Genomic DNA, 14424 nt, shown 5'->3' with positions numbered 1-14424 from the left:
CAATGACTTACAGCCTGCTCCTGGCATTGGTGTTCGGCTATTTGCTTGGTTCGATTCCTTTCGGACTTCTGCTCACCCGCGCGGCCGGCCTTGGCGATGTGCGCAAGATCGGCTCCGGCAACATCGGCGCCACCAATGTTCTACGTACCGGCAACAAGGCCCTTGCCGCCGCGACGCTGCTGCTCGACGCGCTGAAGGGCACGGCCGCCGTGCTGATATCAGGCCATTTTTCGCCTGAACTGGCGATCTGGGCAGGCCTTGGCGCCTTTCTGGGCCATCTCTTCCCGGTATGGCTGGGTTTCAAGGGCGGCAAGGGCGTCGCCACCTATCTCGGCGTGCTGATCGCCCTTGCCTGGCAGGTAGCGCTGATCTTCGCCATCGTCTGGCTGGTGATGGCATTCCTGTTCCGTTATTCCTCGCTGGCGGCGCTGACGGCCGCCATCGTCGTGCCGATCGCCCTCTATCTGTTGAGCACGCCGCAGAATGCCGCCCTGTTCGTGGTGATGAGCATCGTCATCTTTATCAAGCACCGGGAAAACATTTCGCGCCTGCTTGCCGGCAACGAGGGCAAGATCGGAGCCAGGGAGTGAGCGAGCCGGCTGCCGGGCCGCGCCTCAGCGACCGGCAGCGGCTGAGCTGGCTGCGGCTGATCCGCACCCAGAATGTCGGCCCCGCCTCTTTTCGCGACCTGATCAACCGCTTCGGTTCAGCCGAAGTGGCGCTCGAAATACTGCCGGAGCTGATGATTTCAGGCGGCGCCAAACGCATCGCCCGCATTCCTTCCATTGCCGAAGCCGAGGCCGAATTGGAAACGGCCAGAAAGGCTGGCGCGCGCTTTGTCGGCATCGGTGAGACAGACTATCCGCCGCTTTTGCGCAACATGGACAATCCGCCACCGCTGCTGGCGGTCAAAGGCAATGCCGCAGTGTTCCGGCTGCCGGGGGTCGCCATCGTGGGCGCCCGCAACGCATCGCTGGCCGGCATCAAGATGGCGCGCATGCTGGCGGCGGAACTCGGACGCGACGGCTACGCAATCGTCTCCGGCCTGGCGCGCGGCATCGACACGGCGGCGCATCAGGGCAGTCTTGCGACCGGTACGATCGGAGTTCTGGCTGGAGGCCTCGACCTGCCCTACCCGCCCGAAAATGCCGGCTTGTGCGAGGAAATCGCCGAGCGCGGCGCCGTCATATCGGAAATGCCGTTCGGCTGGCAGCCGCGCGCACAGGATTTCCCGCGCCGCAACCGCCTTGTCGCGGGCGCGACCCTTGGGCTGGTGGTTGTCGAGGCAGCACAACGCTCGGGATCATTGATCAGCGCAAGGCTCGCCGGCGAGATGGGCCGGCTGGTCTTCGCCGTACCCGGCTCGCCGCTCGACCCACGCGCCGCCGGCACCAACGGCCTGCTCAAGGACGGCGCCACCCTGGTCACCGAGGCATCGGACATTTCCAGGGCGATTGCCCCGCTGACCGGCATGCGGGCGCCCGACGTGCCGCCGTTCGAAGAGCCGCCCGACTTCTCGGTCACGCCGCCGCCCGGCGAAAGCGATCGCGCCCGAGTCATCGAGGCGCTCGGCCCGACGCCCGTGCCGATCGACGAGATCATCCGCCACACCGCCCTGCACCCGGCCCAGGTCTTCATGGTGCTGCTGGAACTCGACCTCGCCGGCCGCCTCGAGCGCCACGCCGGCGGGAATGTGTCGCTGGTGTTCGAAAGCTCCTGAAGGGCAGCTTGGCCCCTGATCCGCTCGGCGCTCGTCACCGCTGCATGCAGACAGGTCTATACAAGGTCCAGTCTATTTGGATTGCCGCGTTCCCCTTTGAAACGATCTGCCCATTCGAGACTGATCGAATCTCGCTGTTGTTGGATCCCAACGCTGATGGAATCCGGGCTGCGTTGAAGCGCCACGCCCATCATGTCCGCGACCTGACGGACGGCATACGGTGGAGTTTCGACTATCGACTCGTATTCGAGCCGGAGAGGGCTAATCCCGGTTCGGGCAAAAAACATCTCCCAGCGCGCCCTTTCCCGGACCAGCGCGTCGAGTTGCCTCTGAATCAGCTCAGCATCGAACACCGCTGTTTGACTCGATTGCTGAGTCGATCGGTACTGACTGGTCTGGAGAGCTCTCGCCCAGGATATAGCCTGCCCGAGAAGGTCTCGCCTCGAAAGAAAGATGAACTGGAGATTCGGAAGCGCATCGAACCAGTCGATCTGTCCTGAAATCCAATCATGCTGGTGAGCAAAGATTTTCAGACCGTAGATACGATTGGGAGTTGCGCCCATCGTGAGAATTTTTTCGACCTGCCCGACTACATTTTCGGGAAAGTCTGGATCGTCGAAAAACCGGCGCCCCCGCCAATTGAAATATTCGAGCGGGTGTCCAAGCACACCAGTGCCACTGAGATGCTGGCACAGGAAATTACTGCCAGATCTCGGCGATGTGCAAATTGCGTAGCCGCGTAAGTCGTCACACACCCTTCAACCTCGCCTGCGAGCCCGAAGAAACATTTTTCTCATAAGCAGCGGGATCATGCCGTTGTAGAGCCGTTTCGTCTCGCTGACGAAACTTGAAAGGCTCGAAAGCTCCTTGTCAATTCGATGCAATGCAGCCCGGTTGTCCTGAGCCGCACTGTTGAGCGAAATGGAGACATCCAGGATCGGGCCAATTTTTCCAATTTCCGGTCCAATGGATCCGACCTGTTTTCCAAGCTCCGTCAACGCTGCGATGTTGCTCTCCAACGTTTTTGTGTTTGATCGCAGCAATTCCACAAGCGCGGCCTGATCTGGCGAAGTCTGCCATCCATGCATCTCCTTCACGATGGCGGCCCATCTGCGCGGCGGAAGCGATACGCCGATTTCCTCGATCCAGCACGCGGTGGCCAGCGAGCGTTCGTCAGCGGTCGTATCCGTATCGGCCTCAATGGACTGATTGTAGACCCTGAGATGCTCATCGACGAAGTGCGAGATATCAGCCACTTCGCGAAAATAGGCGGAAACCTTGGCGGCATCGCCGGCATCAAACCGCGAGATCGCTTCCATCAGATTTGTGACGGTGGTCGGCTTGGTCAAAAGGCCAACGCCTAGGTTCATTTGCCGCCATGCCTTCATGTTTGCCGTATCCAGCAAGCCGGCGAAGCCACGCGCGTCGCAGACGGCGACTGAGCACCCCACCGCGGCGGCTTCAATGGCCATACGGGCGGTTGCAAACACGATGTCGTATTCGAGCAAATCCTTTTCGAGTTGATGAGAAAAGCGTCCTGTAGCCGGACCCAACTCATCCAGGTGAACGTTGCTTTTCGAGCAGGCTTCGCGCACTGCCTGCTGGTGTTCGAAATTCTTGGTCAGCAGCAGCCCTCTGGCGGGTCTGGAAGGCAGCGGCAGGCGGGGCTTGAAACGTTGAAGGTCGACCGCGTTGTAGATGAGGTCCAATTTGTCAGCCGGTACGCCGCGTGACAGGCATTTGGCCTTGCAGGCTTCATCGACCGCGATCCAGCGGCGTATCTGTGGATGAAGCATGGGAGCTTCGACTTCGAAGAAAGCGCTGTGGCAGGAAAACACGGCTGGCACATCGGGAAACCGCGCCAGCGCGGTCAGGCAAGGCGTCAAATGTTGGCCATGGATGATGTCGGGCTTTTCGACGATTTCTGCAATCCGGTCGACCACATGGTGTCCTCGTCGGCGCATTCTGTCGGCCATATCGCCAAGGGTTGGAGCCAGCACCATGGTTTGATGACCGGCACCGCGAAGCCCGTCGGCCAGCAATTCGACAACGGCTTCGGTACCGCTGTTTTGCGACGCGAACAGATTGGTAATGAGAACCCGCAATGCCGCCTCCTTAGCTGTTTCGCAAGCGCATTGGCTGCGAGGATAACAGATGCTAGGCAGCGTTCTTAGTTTGAAGGCATTGACCCGACAAGCTTGTACAAAATTGAACCGCGCCAACTCGATGTTGGGAACCTTTGATGCCTAGTCGCCTTGATGCGATCCAAGGCGCGGATGTGTGCCGAAACCCGGATTGGAGCCGTAGCTTGTCCGAAAAGTTGCAATATGTGCTGATCCTTGCACATCCCGGGCATGAGCTTAGGATTCATCACTGGCTTGAGCTCAAGAAACCGCGAATCTACCTTTTGACGGATGGTTCAGGCGGCCGCCACTCTGCCCGAACCCAATATTCACGCGACGTGGTGGAAGCTGTTGGCGCAACCGCTGGGGCGGTGTTTGGCGATATTCCGGACGCCGCCTGGTATAAAGCGCTGTTGGCTAGGGACTGTGGAGTCTTTGCCGATGTGCTGGCGAGAATCAACCTCGATGTGTCTGATATGAAGGACGTGCAAATCGTCTCGGACGCGGTCGATGGCTACAATCCGATGCACGATCTGGCATATGCATTCGGCAATGCCCTCAATAGGCTGCTGCAAAGCACACGGCCAGGGCGCAAGCAGCTTTGCACTGCCGCAGTCCCCAATGTGCCGGGGGTTATCGAAGTGGAAACTCAACTGGATTCGGCTGCTCGCACCAGGAAGATGGCTGCGGTCAAAGCCTATACGCCATTGGCGGATGAAGCGCGCCAGATTCTGGATCGGGATCCGCAGTGCTTCGACAGAGAATTTCTCATCTCGCAGCACTTTGACTGGGATGCGCCTTGGACGCCGGAGTGGGAGCGAATTGGCAAGGAGCGCGTGGTGAACAAGGTTTACGACAGGTGCATTACCTACAAGGAAAATGTGCAGCCTGTTGCCCAGCGACTCGTGTCGGGAAACGCCACAAGGCACAAGTAGCGGAGAGCCCAGCCCTCCGTCTTCCAGACGATCTGTGAAGGGCCCGACCATCACCATCCAGCAGCCCTTGAAAAAACGCACCAACCAGATTTACAACTGACATGTTAGTGGGCTATCACTGCCTTCGAACATCTTTCGGAGACTTCCCGGTGACATCACGCTTTGGCCTTTCAGCCGCCCTCACCACGCCTTTTGATGCCTCCGGGCAGATCGCCATCGCGCCGATGATCGCCCAGGCCGGGCGTTGCCTGGCGGAGGGGTGCACCAGCGTGACGCTTTTCGGCACCACCGGCGAAGGCGCATCGGTGGGCGCCTCGGAGCGGCGGTCGGTGACCGAAGCCATGCTGGCTGCCGGCATCTTGCCACATCAGCTTGTTGCCGGCGTGCTGGTCGATGCGGCCGAAGACGCCGCCGAACAGGCACGGCATGCCTTGCAGCGCGGCGCCCGCAACATTCTGCTTGCGCCGCCGAGCTACTTCAAGAATGTCGGCGAAGACGGTCTTTTCGGCTGGTTTTCCACTGTTTTTGCCGCGCTCGGTCCGCTCGCCCGTGACGTGCTTCTCTACAACATCCCCTCTGTCACGATGGTGAAGCTCTCGCTTGGCCTGATCGGCCGCTTGCGCACCGCCTTTCCGGATGTCGTCGCGGGGGTCAAGGATTCCGGCGGCGACTGGGCCTACAGCGAGGCGCTGATCGGCGCCCATGGCGATCTGGTCATCCTGATCGGTGACGAGCGGCATCTGGCGCGGGCGGTGCGAATTGGCTCTCAAGGCGCCATCTCCGGCATGGCCAATTTCGTCACCGGCGAGATCCGCGCCATGGCCGAGGACGGGCGCGATGATATCCGCGTCGAGCGTTTCGTGCTCGAACTGCTCAAATATCCGGTCACGCCGGCGGTGAAGGTCATGGTGGCGCGCAAGACCGGCGACGACCGCTGGCTGGCGGTCCGCCCACCGCTGGAGCCGATCGCTTCGCAGGGGCGCCAACAGCTTGCCGTCGCCTATGACAGTCTGTTTGCCAGGGAATCAGCCTGACCGGCAAAGGAAAGCGCGCTGAAATGGAAGACGGCAGCGAACCGACCACCCTTAGGGAAAAAGCCTATGCCAGCTTCACACGGCATTTGCTGGCTCGCGATTTGCTGCCGGGCCAATTCGTGTCGCAGCGCGAACTGGTTGCCTTCACCGGCCTGCCGCTCGGCGCCATCCGCGAAATCGTGCCGCGTCTCGAGGCCGAAGGGCTTCTGACGACGATCCCGCAGCGCGGCATGCAGATCGCCCATATAGACATCAGTCTGATCCGCGAGGCTTTTCAGTTCCGACTGTTCATGGAGCGCGAAGCGGTGGCGCTGTTCACCACCAGCGCGCCCGACGAGGAACTTGCCCGCCTGCGACGCGAACATGAGGAGATGCTGGCGCAAGCCCTTTCGCAGACCCCGACGCCGGAAATGGAAGCCAAGGCCCAAAAGATCGACTGGGCGATGCACGACACTTTCATCGATGCGCTGGGCAACGAGATCATCGCCAAGGCCTATCTGGTCAACTCGGTGAAGATCCGGCTGATCCATCAGGAGCGCTTCCGCATCGACGGGCGCGTCGTGCCGGTCATGCGTGAGCACCTCGCGGTCATCGAAGCCATGGAGAGCCGCGACCCGCAAAAGGCGGTCGAGGCGATCAGCCTGCACATCGACAAGGCGCGCCGGCTGGCGCTGCAAATCTGAGGAATCATGAGCCGCGCCGCGGTCGCGGCGCAATCGACAACGACAGCAACCGGGAGGAAGAAATGTCGTCCAATCTGTTCAACCCAACCAGGAGGCAACTCTTGCAAGGAACCGCGGCACTCGCTGCCGCCGGGCTTGCGGGCGTCCGCCCAAGTTTTGCCGCCGCCGTCGACTGGAAGCGCTTTGCCGGCACGACGCTCGACGTCAATCTGGTCAAAAGTCCGCGCAGCGACACCCTCATAAAATATCTCGCCGAGTTCGAGGACCTGACCGGGATCAAGGTCAATGCCGAGGCGACGCCCGAACAGCAGCAGCGCCAGAAGACGGTGATCGAACTGAGCTCCGGCAAGCCGAGCTTCGACGTCGTGCATCTAAGCTACCATGTGCAGAAGCGGCAGTTTGAAAAGGGCGGCTGGCTTGCCGACATATCGGGCTATCTCACTGACCCCGCCCTGACCGATCCCGGCCTGGTCGAAAGAGATTTCGCCGATGCCGGCATGCTGTTCGCCAAGGACAGCCAGGGCGTGCTGCGCTCGCTGCCTTTCTCGGTCGACTATTGGATCGTCTACTGGAACAAGGAGCTTTTCGAGGCCAAGGGCCTCAAATATCCCGAAACCTTCGAGCAACTGGTGGCCGCCGCCGAGGCGCTGACCGACGCGTCGAACAACACCTACGGTTTCGTCGCCCGAGGCATCAAGAACGCCAACACGCCAGTGTGGACGTCACTGATGCTCGGCTACGACATGACGCCACTCGATGGTCAGGGCAAGCTGCGCACGATGTCGCCCGAGGCGATCGAGGCCGCCAGCCTATACCAGAGGCTGATGACCAAGTCCGCGCCTCCAGGCGTCACCGGCTTCAACTGGGCCGAAGCGCAGTCCGCCTTCCTGCAAGGCAAGATCGGCATGTGGTTCGACGGTGTGGGCTTTGCCCCGCCGATGGAAAATCCTGAAAAATCGCGGGTGGTCGGCAAGGTCGGCTATGGTGTTATGCCCAAGGGCCCCAAGGCGCACGCCTCGGGCACGTTCGGCGACGGCATCGGCGTGACGGCCGCCAGCGAGAAGAAGGAGGCCGCCTATCTGTTCTGCCAGTGGGCAGTGTCGCCGGCCATGGGCGCGCGCCTGCTGCAGGCAGGCGCCGGTGTCCCGTTCCGCAAGTCGGTGCTTGAAGATCCCAAGGTGCGCGAAGGCGTCACCATGCCGGCGAGTTGGCTCGATGCGGTGGTCGGCTCCGGCAATGTCAGCCGGCTGTCGCTGCCGGTCATTATCCCGGTCACCGAGTTCCGCGACATCTATGGCGTGGCGCTGACCAATTTGATTGCCGGCGCCGATCCGGCGGAAGAGCTGAAGAGGGCCACCGAGCAGTTCCAGCCGGTCCTCGACAGGAGCGAGCAAGGCTGATGTCCGCCACCGCCCCAGAACGCACCGGGGTGACGACGCAAGCCATCGAAGGGAGCCAGACGATCCGGCTGGCTCCCAACTACTGGCCTTTCGTCATTCCGGCGCTCGTCGTCGTCGGCGCAGTGATCGTCTTTCCCTGGGCCTTTACGCTGTGGATGAGCGTCAACCGCTGGACGCTCGGTCAGTCACGAAGCTTTGCCGGGATGGAAAACTATTTTCGGCTGGCAGTCGACCAACGCTTCTGGGAATCGCTGCTCCACACCTTGAGCTACACCTTCCTCTCGGTTGCCGCGCCGATGTTGTTCGGCACTGTCGCCGCCCTGATCTTCGACGCCAGGTTTCCGCTGCGCGGTCTGTTGCGCGGCGTTTTCGTGATGCCGATGATGGCAACGCCCGTCGCCGTGGCGCTGGTCTGGACCATGATGTTCCATCCTCAGCTCGGTGTCCTCAACTACCTGCTGTCGCTGGTTGGCATCCCGGCGCAGGAATGGATCTTCAACGCCAACACGGTCATCCCCTCGCTGGTCGCGGTCGAGACCTGGCAGTGGACACCGCTGGTGATGCTGATCGTGCTGGGCGGCCTGGCGTCCGTGCCGCGCGAGCCATTCGAGAGCGCCGAGATCGATGGCGCCAATGCCTGGCAGCAATTCCGTTATCTTACCTTGCCGATGATCGCGCCGTTCCTGATGATCGCGGTTATCATCCGCACCATCGATGCGCTGAAGAGCTTCGACATCATCTACGCGATGACCCAGGGCGGACCCGGTACGGCCTCGGAGACCATCAACATCTATCTCTACAACACCGCCTTCTCCTACTACGACATCGGCTATGGCTCGGCCGTGGCCGTAGTGTTCTTCATCGTCATCGTCGCCTTGTCCTTCATCCTCTTGATGTTGCGCCAGCGCTCCCAGTGGATCGGCGTGGAGGGCAAATAGATGAGTTCACGGCTGCTCAATCAGGTCGGGCTGTTTTTCGCGGCCCTGGTCTTCGTCTCGCCGGCGATCCTGTTCTTCCTCTGGATGATCTCGCTGTCGCTGAAATTCGAGATCGACAACGGCGCCTATCCGCCGATCCTGATCCCCGAACATCTCGCCTGGTCGAACTATGCAAAGGTGTTCGAGGAGAACAACTTCCTGCTCTATCTCTGGAATTCGGTTCTGGTGACCGGCACGGCGACACTTTTGGCACTGCTGATCGGTGTGCCGGCCGGCTATGGCATCGCACGGCTCAAGGCCGAACGGTCGGCGGTCGTCATCATGATCGCCCGCATGACGCCGGGGCTTTCCTATCTCATCCCGCTGTTTCTGCTGTTCCAATGGGTCGGCATACTCGGCACGCTCTGGCCGCAGATCATCATCCATCTGGTGGTGACGGTGCCGATCGTCGTCTGGGTGATGATCGGCTATTTCGAGACCACGCCGATGGAGCTGGAGGAAGCGGCCAACATCGACGGCGCCAGCTCCTGGCAGGTGTTCCGCCTGGTCGCCTTGCCCATAGCCAAGCCGGGCATCGTGGTTGCCTTCATCCTGTCCGTCATCTTCTCATGGAACAATTTCGTTTTCGGCGTGGTGCTCGCCAGCCGCGAAACGCGCACGCTGCCGGTCGCCGTCTACAACATGCTTTCCTACGAACAGGTGAGCTGGGGACCGCTCGCCGCCGCCGCACTTGTGGTGACGCTGCCGGTGCTGGTGCTGACCATGTTCGCACAAAGGCAGATTGTCGCCGGACTGACCGCCGGCGCCGTCAAGGGCGGCTGAGCGCTACCCTACATCCAATTTTTTTCGAGGAAACCCAATGGCTTCGGTGACAATCAACAACGTGCAGAAGGCCTTCGGAACGGCCAAGATCATTCACGATGTCAGCGTCGATATCGCCGATGGCGAGTTCGTCATCCTGGTCGGTCCGTCGGGCTGCGGAAAGTCGACGCTGCTGCGCATGATTGCCGGACTTGAAACGATCTCGGGCGGCAGGATCGCCATTGGCGATCGCACCGTCAACAATCTGCGGGCGCGGGACAGGAACATCGCCATGGTGTTCCAGAACTACGCGCTCTATCCGCATATGACGGTGGCAGACAATATGGGCTTTGCCCTGAAGATCAAGAAAGCCGATCCGACCGACACCGCCAGCCGCGTCGGCAGGGCCGCCAGCATTCTCGGTCTCGACAAGCTGCTCGACCGCTACCCGCGCCAGCTTTCCGGCGGGCAGCGCCAACGCGTAGCCATGGGCCGCGCGATCGTGCGCGACCCGCAAGTCTTCCTGTTCGACGAGCCGCTCTCCAATCTCGACGCCAAATTGCGCGTCCAGATGCGCGGCGAGATCAAGGCGCTGCACCAGCGACTGGGCACCACGACGATCTATGTCACGCATGACCAGATCGAGGCCATGACCATGGCCGACAAGATCGTCGTGCTGCACGACGGCCTCGTCGAGCAGATCGGCGCACCGCTCGATCTCTATGACCGTCCGGCCAATCTCTTCGTTGCCGGCTTCATCGGCTCGCCCGCCATGAACTTCATTGCCGGACGTATCGAGGAAGGCGTTTTCCGCAGCACCGGCGGACTGACCCTGCCACTGCCGGAAGGCATCCACCCGGCGCATGCTTCGGGGAACGACCTCGTCTATGGCATCCGCCCGGAACATATTCGGGCGACTGCCCAAGGCATCCCTGGCAATGTCAGGCTCCTGGAAGCGACGGGGTCGGAAATCTTCGCCAAGGTGGATTGTGGCGGCGAAGAGATCTCCTGCCTTTTCCGCGAACGGCTTGCGCTGAAGCAGGGCGAGCCGGTGCGCATCGAGGTCGACCGCGCCTGTGCTCACCTGTTCGACGCCAAGACCGGCCGGCGTTTATAGAGCAAAGGTCCGATATCCCAGCGCAAAGGTCTCAAGCGGCGGTTAGCTCTTGCCACGAGCGTCCCTTGGCAGCAATCTCGGCTCATAGAGCCGCTCATCGAGTGGATGCCGGTGCGTCAGGATTTTGCCATGACCCGCGATCAGATGCTCGCCCACCTCCGCGCCGCCGATGAAGTCGCGCGCGAGGCGGCGGCGCATGGGCATCATCCCTTCGGCGCCGTCCTGGTCGGGCCGGACGACCACATCCTGATGCGGCAGGGCAATCTCGACACGGTGCGCCATGCCGAGACCGAGATCGCCCGGCGCGCCGCGGCGGCCTACGAGCCGGAGTTCCTGTGGCAATGCACGCTAGTCTCGACCTTTGAGCCGTGCGCGATGTGCGCTGGCACGATGTATTGGGCGAATATCGGGCGGTTGGTCTACGGGTGCGATGAGACCAAGATCCTTGCGCTGACCGGGGATCACCCTGAGAACCCGACGATGAGCCTCTCCTCGCGCACCGTGTTCGGCTCCGGCCAGAAAAAGATCGAGGTCATTGGCCCCTTCCCCGAAATCGAGGACGAGTTGCACGTGCCGCACCGCGATTTCTGGAAGCGCTGACGCTTCGTGCCAGTCGGCAACCGGTCGATGGCAACAGCCATCGGATCGATCGGAGCCGTAATGCTGCTGCCGTGCGCGTGGGAAAGTCTCCCCGCAGGCTATGGTGGATTTATTGCGATTTGGTGAGCGCGATGGGATTCGAACCCATGACCTACTGATTAAAAGTCAGTTGCTCTACCGGCTGAGCTACGCGCTCCCGCGGGCTCAAAAGCCGCCCTCGAAATTGCGCGGAACATAGGGAGAGTGCCTCGACCGGTCAACCGGAAAAAGAGGGTTCGTAAACATGGCTTCGCCACGTCGCGACACTCTCTCGCCGCATCAGCGGAGAGAGCAACTAAGGAGCTCAGCCGTTTTGCCCGCAGCGGCATCCTGTCCCCGGAACAATTGCATAGGCCACTCGTTTTCCCAGCACGGGGACGTCCGCTAACCCTTGAGGAGAAGAGCAATGAACAGAATCACAGTGGGTATGCTGGCCGCCACGCTCTCGGCCACATTCGTTACGGCGGAGGCGCTGCCCGTCAACGCCCAACCGAGCTATGTGCCGCAATCCCAGGTCGCGGTGCCGGATGTGCAGACAGTCCAGTACCAGGAGTGGCGCAAGAACCGCTACAATCGCAGCTTTTCGCGTGACCGCAATTTTTCCCGGAATCGCGTGATCTATTGGAACGGCCATCGCGGCTATCGCGAATATCGCCCCGGCTATCGCCGCCACGGCGATTATTGGTTCCCGCTCGCGGCCTTCGCTACCGGCGCGCTGATCACCGGCGCCATCATCAACAACGAACGCAATCGCGTCTATGAGGGCAATTCGCATGTGCAGTGGTGCTACGATCACTATCGCAGCTACCGCGCTTCGGACAACACGTTCCAGCCGAATTACGGCCCGCGCCGTGAGTGCCGTTCGCCCTACTGATTGAGTGAGTGGAAGTGATAGCGCTCCATTGAAGACCCGTGCCAGAAGTGGCGCGGGCCTTTCTTTTCGGTCAGCCCGCCCAACTGATGCCCTTGATGATGTAATAACGCGCATCGCCTTCCGCGCTCGGTGATCGATATGCTCCAAGGGCATCGCAAATTCGAACCGCTACTGCGCTCAGTTCCCACCCAAGCACCTCCAAGTCATCATCCACATCCGTAACGTAAGTCTGGGTCAGTTCGTCGATGCTGTTCGTCTCGCCGAAGGATCGAACCCGCTTTGCACCGATCATGACATTGTCGGGCCAATTTGAATTTGCCCAAGCCCAGAGCCAACTCTGTGACTTAGCGCTCGTGGAACCGGCAATCTGGACCTCTGCGGTCACTTTGACATCCCCGTCTTTGGCAAACAAAAGCCTTCTGGTCGCTATGTCATAGTCATAGCGCGACCAACTGCCGAGGCGGAATTCCTTTTGCAACCGGTCATTCTTGGCATTCAGCTGTTCGATAGCCTCGTCGCGCCACGCAGGATACCAGTCTGGCTTCATCCCCTCGCCCCATCACTCATCACCTCACGGGTGCTTATTGCACGCTCAGCGTTCTGCGAACAGCATCGCGCCAGCCAGCAAGCTTGGCTATGCGCACGGAGCCATCCATGTCCGGCTGGAATCGTCGCTCCAGTGCCCAGCTTTTCGCGAACTTCTTGGCATCCGGCCACACACCTGCCTTCGAGCCAGCCAGCCATGCGGCGCCCAGCGCGGTCGTCTCGAGAATGGTCGGACGGTCGACCGGCGCATCGAGGATGTCGGCCAACCGCTGCATGGTCCAGTCCGACGCCACCATGCCGCCATCGACCCTGAGCACTGTCCTGGCTGAGGCGCCCTTCCAGTCCTTGCGCATGGCGTCGAGCAAATCGCGTGTCTGGTAGGCCACGGCTTCCAGCGCGGCGCGAGCGAACTCTGCCGGACCGGAATTGCGGGTCAGCCCGAAAATGGCGCCACGTGCTCCGGCGTCCCAATGCGGTGCGCCGAGACCGACGAAGGCGGGCACCAGATAGACGTTTTGCGTCGCATCAGCCTCGGCCGCCAGTCTGCCGCTCTGCTCGGCCTTGCCGATCACCTTGATGCCATCGCGCAGCCATTGGACCGCAGCACCGGCAATGAAGATCGAGCCTTCCAGCGCATAGGTCGTCTTGCCGTTCAGCCGGTAGGCAATGGTGGTCAAAAGCCGGTTTTTCGAGCGCACCAGGTCGCTGCCGGTGTTGAGCAGCGCAAAACAGCCGGTGCCATAGGTGGATTTCATCATGCCCGGCTCGAAACAGGCTTGGCCGATGGTCGCGGCATGCTGGTCGCCGGCGACACCGAGGATTTTTATCTCGGCGCCAAAGAGGTTTTTTTCCGTGATTCCAAAATCATCGGCACAGTCTTTTACCTCGGGAAGCATTTTTGCCGGGATGTTGAGAATGGCCAGCAGCTCGTCGTCCCAGGCATTCTCAGCGATGTTGTAGACCAGCGTGCGCGAGGCGTTGGTGGCATCGGTGGCGTGGACCTTGCCGCCGGTCAGCCGCCAGATCAGAAAACTGTCGATGGTGCCGGCCAGCAATTCGCCCTGCTCGGCGCGCTTTCTGGCGCCCTTCACCTTGTCGAGCATCCAGGCGATCTTGGTGCCGGAGAAATAGGGATCGAGCAGCAGGCCGGTCTTGCGGGTGAACTTTTTCTCCAGCCCCTGCTTCTTGAGTTTCTGGCACAGCGGCGCGGTGCGCCGGTCCTGCCAGACGATGGCGTTGTGGATCGGCTTGCCGGTCGCCCTGTCCCAGATGACGACGGTTTCGCGCTGGTTGGTGATGCCAAGCGCAGCCACTTCGGAAGCATTCCGGCCGGCCTTCTTCAGCGCCGCCTTCACCGTCGCCACCACACTCGCCCAGATTTCCTCCGGATCATGCTCGACCCAGCCGGAGGCCGGATAATGCTGCGTGAATTCCTTCTGCCCGCTGCCGACGACCTTCATCTGGCCATCGAACAGGATCGCCCGTGTCGAAGTCGTTCCCTGGTCGATTGCCAGCACAAAACCGCTCATTCCAGCGCCCTCCGCCTCGATACAAAGAGGGGAGACGGCAACGAGCCGCCTCCCCCAATTTCACACGGACGCGCGAACGCCCGCA

Annotated in this window: 14 protein-coding genes, 1 tRNA gene and 1 pseudogene; 11 read left to right on the top strand and 5 right to left on the bottom strand. The window is 61.2% G+C overall.

Translation table 11 applies throughout. The features are described from left to right. Positions 1-2 precede the first annotated feature (2 nt). On the top strand, positions 3-590 hold the full coding sequence (gene plsY / locus NKJ90_RS12650; protein WP_023759281.1) for a glycerol-3-phosphate 1-O-acyltransferase PlsY: 588 nt from the start codon (positions 3-5) through the stop codon (positions 588-590). After that, entirely contained in the window at positions 587-1720 is a 1134-nt protein-coding gene (gene dprA / locus NKJ90_RS12645) for a DNA-processing protein DprA (protein ID WP_023759282.1), read from the top strand. The genes plsY and dprA overlap by 4 nt, the downstream gene beginning before the upstream one ends. 56 nt (positions 1721-1776) lie before the next feature. Here the strand turns inward: dprA and NKJ90_RS12640 are convergent, their stop codons facing one another. Further along, complete coding sequence (locus NKJ90_RS12640; protein ID WP_084025411.1) at positions 1777-2475, bottom strand: Stf0 family sulfotransferase; 699 nt, start codon at positions 2473-2475, stop codon at positions 1777-1779. Positions 2476-2478: 3 nt separating this feature from the next. Further along, positions 2479-3825, bottom strand: a complete 1347-nt coding sequence (locus NKJ90_RS12635; protein WP_023759284.1) for a glycosyltransferase — start codon at positions 3823-3825, stop codon at positions 2479-2481. 203 nt (positions 3826-4028) lie between these two features. On the opposite strand from NKJ90_RS12635, the gene NKJ90_RS12630 reads away from it, so the two are divergent. The 8 genes and pseudogenes from NKJ90_RS12630 to NKJ90_RS12595 all read left to right on the top strand — a co-directional run bounded on the left by NKJ90_RS12630 (position 4029) and on the right by NKJ90_RS12595 (position 11351). After that, on the top strand, positions 4029-4778 hold the full coding sequence (locus tag NKJ90_RS12630) for a hypothetical protein (protein WP_245266604.1): 750 nt from the start codon (positions 4029-4031) through the stop codon (positions 4776-4778). Positions 4779-4927: 149 nt separating this feature from the next. Further along, positions 4928-5812, top strand: a complete 885-nt coding sequence (locus NKJ90_RS12625) for a dihydrodipicolinate synthase family protein (protein ID WP_023759286.1) — start codon at positions 4928-4930, stop codon at positions 5810-5812. 23 nt (positions 5813-5835) lie between these two features. Continuing rightward, on the top strand, positions 5836-6495 hold the full coding sequence (locus tag NKJ90_RS12620) for a GntR family transcriptional regulator (protein WP_023759287.1): 660 nt from the start codon (positions 5836-5838) through the stop codon (positions 6493-6495). Positions 6496-6557: 62 nt separating this feature from the next. Next, positions 6558-7688, top strand: a pseudogene (locus NKJ90_RS12615) (ABC transporter substrate-binding protein); the annotation flags it as partial. 14 nt (positions 7689-7702) lie between these two features. After that, positions 7703-8833, top strand: a complete 1131-nt coding sequence (locus tag NKJ90_RS12610; RefSeq protein WP_502904906.1) for a carbohydrate ABC transporter permease — start codon at positions 7703-7705, stop codon at positions 8831-8833. After that, positions 8834-9655, top strand: a complete 822-nt coding sequence (locus NKJ90_RS12605) for a carbohydrate ABC transporter permease (RefSeq protein ID WP_023759290.1) — start codon at positions 8834-8836, stop codon at positions 9653-9655. It begins immediately after the preceding gene. 37 nt (positions 9656-9692) lie between these two features. Further along, complete coding sequence (locus NKJ90_RS12600) at positions 9693-10751, top strand: ABC transporter ATP-binding protein (RefSeq protein ID WP_352486130.1); 1059 nt, start codon at positions 9693-9695, stop codon at positions 10749-10751. Positions 10752-10880: 129 nt separating this feature from the next. Further along, the gene (locus tag NKJ90_RS12595) at positions 10881-11351 is read left to right on the top strand and encodes a nucleoside deaminase (protein ID WP_023759291.1); all 471 of its coding nucleotides are present in this window, start codon (positions 10881-10883) and stop codon (positions 11349-11351) included. Positions 11352-11471: 120 nt separating this feature from the next. On the opposite strand, the gene NKJ90_RS12590 is transcribed toward NKJ90_RS12595, so the two are convergent. Continuing rightward, positions 11472-11547, bottom strand: a tRNA-Lys gene (locus tag NKJ90_RS12590). Between the two features lie 249 nt (positions 11548-11796). Between NKJ90_RS12590 and NKJ90_RS12585 the strand changes: the two genes are divergently transcribed. After that, entirely contained in the window at positions 11797-12264 is a 468-nt protein-coding gene (locus tag NKJ90_RS12585) for a BA14K family protein (protein ID WP_023759292.1), read from the top strand. A gap of 70 nt (positions 12265-12334) precedes the next feature. On the opposite strand, the gene NKJ90_RS12580 is transcribed toward NKJ90_RS12585, so the two are convergent. Both NKJ90_RS12580 and glpK read right to left on the bottom strand, forming a co-directional pair. Next, positions 12335-12811: a DUF6882 domain-containing protein gene (locus NKJ90_RS12580; protein ID WP_023759293.1), complete on the bottom strand. Its 477-nt coding sequence runs from the start codon at positions 12809-12811 to the stop codon at positions 12335-12337. Positions 12812-12845: 34 nt separating this feature from the next. After that, the gene (gene glpK, locus NKJ90_RS12575; RefSeq protein WP_023759294.1) at positions 12846-14339 is read right to left on the bottom strand and encodes a glycerol kinase GlpK; all 1494 of its coding nucleotides are present in this window, start codon (positions 14337-14339) and stop codon (positions 12846-12848) included. Positions 14340-14424 lie beyond the last annotated feature (85 nt).

The organism is Mesorhizobium sp. M0051 (genome assembly GCF_040323235.1).
GTDB lineage: Bacteria > Pseudomonadota > Alphaproteobacteria > Rhizobiales > Rhizobiaceae > Mesorhizobium.
This window is presented reverse-complemented; position numbering and strand designations above follow the sequence as displayed.

Coding starts and splice junctions, on each gene's coding strand:
- NKJ90_RS12620 (WP_023759287.1), top strand. CDS start 5,836: ATGGAAGACGGCAGCGAACCGACCACCCTTAGGGAAAAAGCCTATGCC.
- NKJ90_RS12605 (WP_023759290.1), top strand. CDS start 8,834: ATGAGTTCACGGCTGCTCAATCAGGTCGGGCTGTTTTTCGCGGCCCTG.
- NKJ90_RS12580 (WP_023759293.1), bottom strand. CDS start 12,811: ATGAAGCCAGACTGGTATCCTGCGTGGCGCGACGAGGCTATCGAACAG.
- glpK (WP_023759294.1), bottom strand. CDS start 14,339: ATGAGCGGTTTTGTGCTGGCAATCGACCAGGGAACGACTTCGACACGG.
- plsY (WP_023759281.1), top strand. CDS start 3: ATGACTTACAGCCTGCTCCTGGCATTGGTGTTCGGCTATTTGCTTGGT.
- NKJ90_RS12600 (WP_352486130.1), top strand. CDS start 9,693: ATGGCTTCGGTGACAATCAACAACGTGCAGAAGGCCTTCGGAACGGCC.
- NKJ90_RS12585 (WP_023759292.1), top strand. CDS start 11,797: ATGAACAGAATCACAGTGGGTATGCTGGCCGCCACGCTCTCGGCCACA.
- NKJ90_RS12595 (WP_023759291.1), top strand. CDS start 10,881: ATGACCCGCGATCAGATGCTCGCCCACCTCCGCGCCGCCGATGAAGTC.